Raw genomic sequence first — 3,969 nt, 5'->3', positions numbered from 1 at the left:
TGATCGCGCAGGTCGCGCTGATCCCGCTCAAGGTGCCGTCGATGAACTGGCTGGCGGTCGGCTATCTCGCCGCCGCGCTGGTCGCGATGCAGGCCGGATATGCGCTGGCGCGCGACGGGATGGCGGAAATCGTGTCGCGGATGATGGCCGGTGCGCTGCTCGTGGGCGGCGTGTTCGCGGTCGGCACCCAGATCGTGCAGCTGTTCCACCTCGAATCGGCCGTCTCGCCGTTCGTCGTGGTGTACAACATCGCGGTCGACCGCCGCCCGTACGGCAACATGGCGCAGGCGAACCATCTGGCCAGCTACATCGCCTTCGCGCTCGCGGGTGCGCTGTATCTGGTGCAGACGCGCCGGCTCGCGGTGTGGGCATGGCTCGCGTTGTCGCTCGTGCTGTCGGTCGGTCTCGCGCTGACGGTGTCACGCGGGCCGTGGCTGCAGGTGGCGGTGATGGTCGTCGCGGGTTTCTGGATGGCGTGGGTCGAATCGCGCCGCACGCCGGGCAATGCGCGTGCGTGGCTGATACCGGTCGTGCTTGCGGTCGCGTTCATCGCGGTGAACGTCGCGGTGCGCTGGGCCAACGTGCACTACCACCTGAATCTCGCGGAGTCGGCAGCCGACCGGATGCGCGATGCCGGGCAGATCGCGCCGCGCCTCGCGCTGTGGAAGTACGGGCTCGCGATGTTCCGCGAGCATCCGCTGCTCGGGGTCGGCTGGGGCGAGTTCCCGTCGCACCAGTTTGCGCTCGTGCGCACGCTCGGCGGCGTCGAGATCGCGAACAACTCGCACGACATCTTCATCGATCTGCTCGCGAAGTCCGGTCTCGTCGGGCTCGGCGTGCTCGCCGTCACGCTCGTCACGTGGTTCGTGCGCGCGGTGCGGGCGCCGCAGTCGAGCATGCGCGTGTTCGGCTTCGCGCTGATCGGCATCCTGCTGATGCATGCGCTGGTCGAGTATCCGCAGCAATACATGTTCTTCCTGCTGCCGGCGATGTTCGTGATCGGGCTGCTCGAGGTGAAGCCGCTGCGTATCCTGCCGGGGCGCGCGGCATTCGGGCTGTTCGCGGCGCTGTCGTTCGGCGGCGTGCTGGCGGCGNNATCGCGCTGCTGCCCGGCGAGACGGTGCTGCGCCGCTATGCGGTGCTGCAGGCGCTGGCCGGCCGTGAAGCCGACGCGCTCGATACCGTCGCGCGGCTGCATGTGTTTGCGAAGGAATTGAAGGACTGGCCGCAACAGTTGGCCGCGTTGTACAAGCTGTGCGACCAGGAGCCGGCGCTGAAGTCGTTCAGGGCGGCCGTCGTCGCGAAGTACGGGGAAGCGCCGGCAGACGAGGGCGACGATTCGGACGACGACGATTCGGATTGACGCCCGTCGTGCACGCCGGAACGGGGCATTCCGGCGTCGACCGCGCCGCGCTGACGGCGGCTGACGTCGGAGCAACACGGCCCGACGCATGGCGCGCCAAACCGGTCGGGGTATCGATTACGTCGCGGATCGCGTGGATTCCGGTCGAATGGGCAGCGATTCGCGTCAACCATTGTCAAATCGCCGCCACTGACGGGGCGGCGCGTGCACAATGCGCGAAAGCGCTCGCGTGCCGCCGGCGCGGGGCGTAGCCGGTGTGAATACGGAGAATGTCCCGGCCATCCGGGCATTCCGCCGAGCAGGATCGCGGTCGAGCATCGCTCGGCCGCGCGGCCGTAACGGGGCGCCGGTCCGATGGCCGCGGCGCAGTGCGACACATGCGATGCGGCCGACGGAAGGCTGCCGGCGCACGACGTATGTGCCCAGAACAGTACTGAAGAACGACATTCGACCATGGCCTTTCGCTCCACACTCCTGATCCTGCCTGCCGTCGCCGTGCTGTTTTCCGGCTGCGCGATGCTGTCGTCGTCGCAGGAAAGCAAGCTGACCTGCCATATCCCGCGTGCCGTTTATCCGGATAGCGCGAAACCGCTCACGCGTCCGGTCACCGTGCTCGTGCGCGCGCTGATGACGACGTCCGGCGAAGCGCAGAACGTGACCGTGACGACGAGCAGCCGCAACGCGGCGGCGGACCGCGCGGCCGTCGACGCGATGACGCACGCGACCTGCGTGCAGACCGGCGCGACCGCGAATCCTTTCTTGTTGACCCAACCGTTCGTGTTCGAGCCGCGGCGCGCCCAGTGACGGGCGTGCCGCGCGCCGATGGCCGCATCGTTGCACGCGGGCACCGAAAGTCGATCCGTGCGGCGGCTGTGCCGCGCGCTCGACGTGCGCTGCCGCGGAGCCGGCACCCGAATCGCGACGGCGCCCCGCGGGAATCGCATCGGAACGGTCAGAACTGCCGCTTCTTGAGCGTATAGGCGACCAGCGAATACAACGTGTTCGTTTGGGCATTGAAATATCCGCCCTGAGTCGGTTTCTCCCTGCTCGAGCTCCGGGTCTTTCCCGCGTCGCTGCTGACGAACGTGAGATCGAGCGGTGTGCCGTTGCGGCTGGCGCCGGTTGCGTAGACGAGCAGCAATCCGTCCCCGGCCGACGCTCAGGCTATCGAGCGTCAGCGTGTCGTCAAAGGAATGCAACTGCCGCACCTGTTCGGGCGCGCCGTTCGTCCAGGTCGAAATGGCGCCGACGCGTTTTCCCTTGTCGGCGGGATTATCGAAATTGCGCGGTTCGCCGAGACGCGACAGCGCGTACAGCGCATAGTGATCCGACGCGGTCGGTGACGAGGACAGGTTGACGATCCCCTGTTCAGGCAACACGGTGTCCAGGACGAACCCGGATTGTTCCTAGCCGAGCCGATAGACAACGCTTCTGGCGGGAGCGTACTCGGATTTTTCGACGTGGTATGCCATGCGCAAGGTACCGTCCGGGCCGAGGTCGATGCCGTCAAAGGTGTGACGGGGTTTGCCGGCGTCCGCGGCACCCGGTCAGAACGATGAACACGACTGCCGCGCCGAGCGACAGCGTCGGGAATTTTCCCGTCATTTCATTTCGGCCTCAGTTCAACAGGCCCGAGCCCGGCCAGAGCGTCGTCGAGACAGGCGAGAGGATGGGTCTTGAACGCGTCAGTCTTGAAGGTGCCGTCGTCCAGTTCGAGCGAGTACGACGGCACGTTCATCGTGCAGCTATCGCTATTCGGCTTCTTGCCCCTGGTCGACATGGCGTCGCCGCGCATGTTCTGCTGCCGGGCCGGCTGCGCCCGGCTGTTCACTCCGCCGCGTCTTCCGCCTTCCAGTCCCCCGACTTCCCGCCGCGCTTTTCCCGCACGCTCACGTCCGTGATCACCATCCCGCGATCGACCGCCTTGCACATGTCGTAGACGGTCAGCAGCCCGACCTGGACGGCCGTCAGCGCTTCCATTTCGACGCCGGTCCGGCCGAACGTCTCGACCTGCACGACGCAATGCACGCCCGGCAGCGCGTCGTCGAGTTCGAAGTCGACGGCCACGCGCGTCAGCGCGAGCGGGTGGCACAGCGGAATGAGATCGGCCGTGCGCTTCGCGCCCTGGATCGCCGCGATGCGCGCGACGCCGANNGCCGTCGCGGATCAGCGCGAACGTGGCCGGCAGCATCCGGATCGTGCCGCGCGCGATCGCGATGCGACGGGTTTCCTGCTTGTCGCCGACGTCGACCATGTGTGCATGGCCGGCGGCATCGAAATGGGTGAGTCCTGACATGTCTTCCTCTCGTGGAGCGGCGTGCGCGCGCACGTCCGTCGATCCGGCTTCGCGATCGGCCGCGCGTCGAATCCCGTACCGGCGCGACGAACCGATCCAACCGCGCAGCGGGCGCCTATCATAGCAGCGGCGTCCGCGTTGCCGCAGGCGCAGATGACGCACGCGCGGCACGGGACAGTCGTCGCGGCGCCGGTACAATGACCCGAATATTCAGACCACACGCCGCGATGCGCGCCGCGCGCGGGACGGCGTCGTTTTCATCCTGCCATGCGTGTCAAACAGTTGCTTGCCGTGTCGCTGTCGGCCGCGC

The 3,969-nt window shown here is 67.3% G+C and carries 4 protein-coding genes and 3 pseudogenes; 3 read left to right on the top strand and 4 right to left on the bottom strand.

Annotated elements, in window-relative coordinates; translation table 11 throughout:
• The 3 genes and pseudogenes from A9Z05_RS20260 to A9Z05_RS20250 form a co-directional block, all read left to right on the top strand.
• Positions 1-1,094 (top strand): annotated as a pseudogene (locus A9Z05_RS20260) (O-antigen ligase family protein); the annotation flags it as partial.
• Between the two features lie 2 nt (positions 1,095-1,096).
• Positions 1,097-1,363: pseudogene (locus A9Z05_RS37895) on the top strand (polymerase); the annotation flags it as partial.
• A gap of 453 nt (positions 1,364-1,816) precedes the next feature.
• Positions 1,817-2,167 carry a TonB family protein gene (locus tag A9Z05_RS20250; RefSeq protein WP_069619643.1) on the top strand — a complete coding sequence of 117 codons (351 nt, stop codon included), beginning with the start codon at positions 1,817-1,819 and terminating at the stop codon, positions 2,165-2,167.
• Between the two features lie 148 nt (positions 2,168-2,315).
• On the opposite strand, the gene A9Z05_RS37890 is transcribed toward A9Z05_RS20250, so the two are convergent.
• From A9Z05_RS37890 to A9Z05_RS37885, 4 genes and pseudogenes are all read right to left on the bottom strand, one after another.
• Positions 2,316-2,504 (bottom strand): hypothetical protein, encoded by a 189-nt coding sequence (locus tag A9Z05_RS37890; RefSeq protein WP_256122041.1) that lies wholly within the window; start codon positions 2,502-2,504, stop codon positions 2,316-2,318.
• Between the two features lie 465 nt (positions 2,505-2,969).
• Positions 2,970-3,194 (bottom strand): hypothetical protein, encoded by a 225-nt coding sequence (locus tag A9Z05_RS20240; RefSeq protein WP_069619642.1) that lies wholly within the window; start codon positions 3,192-3,194, stop codon positions 2,970-2,972.
• A pseudogene (locus A9Z05_RS20235) lies at positions 3,191-3,516 on the bottom strand (cyclic pyranopterin monophosphate synthase MoaC); the annotation flags it as partial. The gene A9Z05_RS20240 and the pseudogene A9Z05_RS20235, both read right to left, overlap by 4 nt.
• A gap of 2 nt (positions 3,517-3,518) precedes the next feature.
• On the bottom strand, positions 3,519-3,692 hold a 174-nt coding region (locus tag A9Z05_RS37885; protein ID WP_305143984.1), incomplete at its 3' end, for a cyclic pyranopterin monophosphate synthase MoaC.
• Positions 3,693-3,969 lie beyond the last annotated feature (277 nt).

Origin of the sequence: Burkholderia sp. A2 (genome assembly GCF_001729305.1) — a bacterium.
Taxonomy (GTDB): Bacteria; Pseudomonadota; Gammaproteobacteria; order Burkholderiales; family Burkholderiaceae; genus Burkholderia; species Burkholderia sola.
Note: the sequence above shows the minus strand (reverse complement) of the source record. Positions and strands in the feature narration are given on the sequence as shown.

Excerpts from the sequence above, each read along its gene's own strand:
- A9Z05_RS20250 (WP_069619643.1), top strand. The coding sequence starts at position 1,817 with ATGGCCTTTCGCTCCACACTCCTGATCCTGCCTGCCGTCGCCGTGCTG.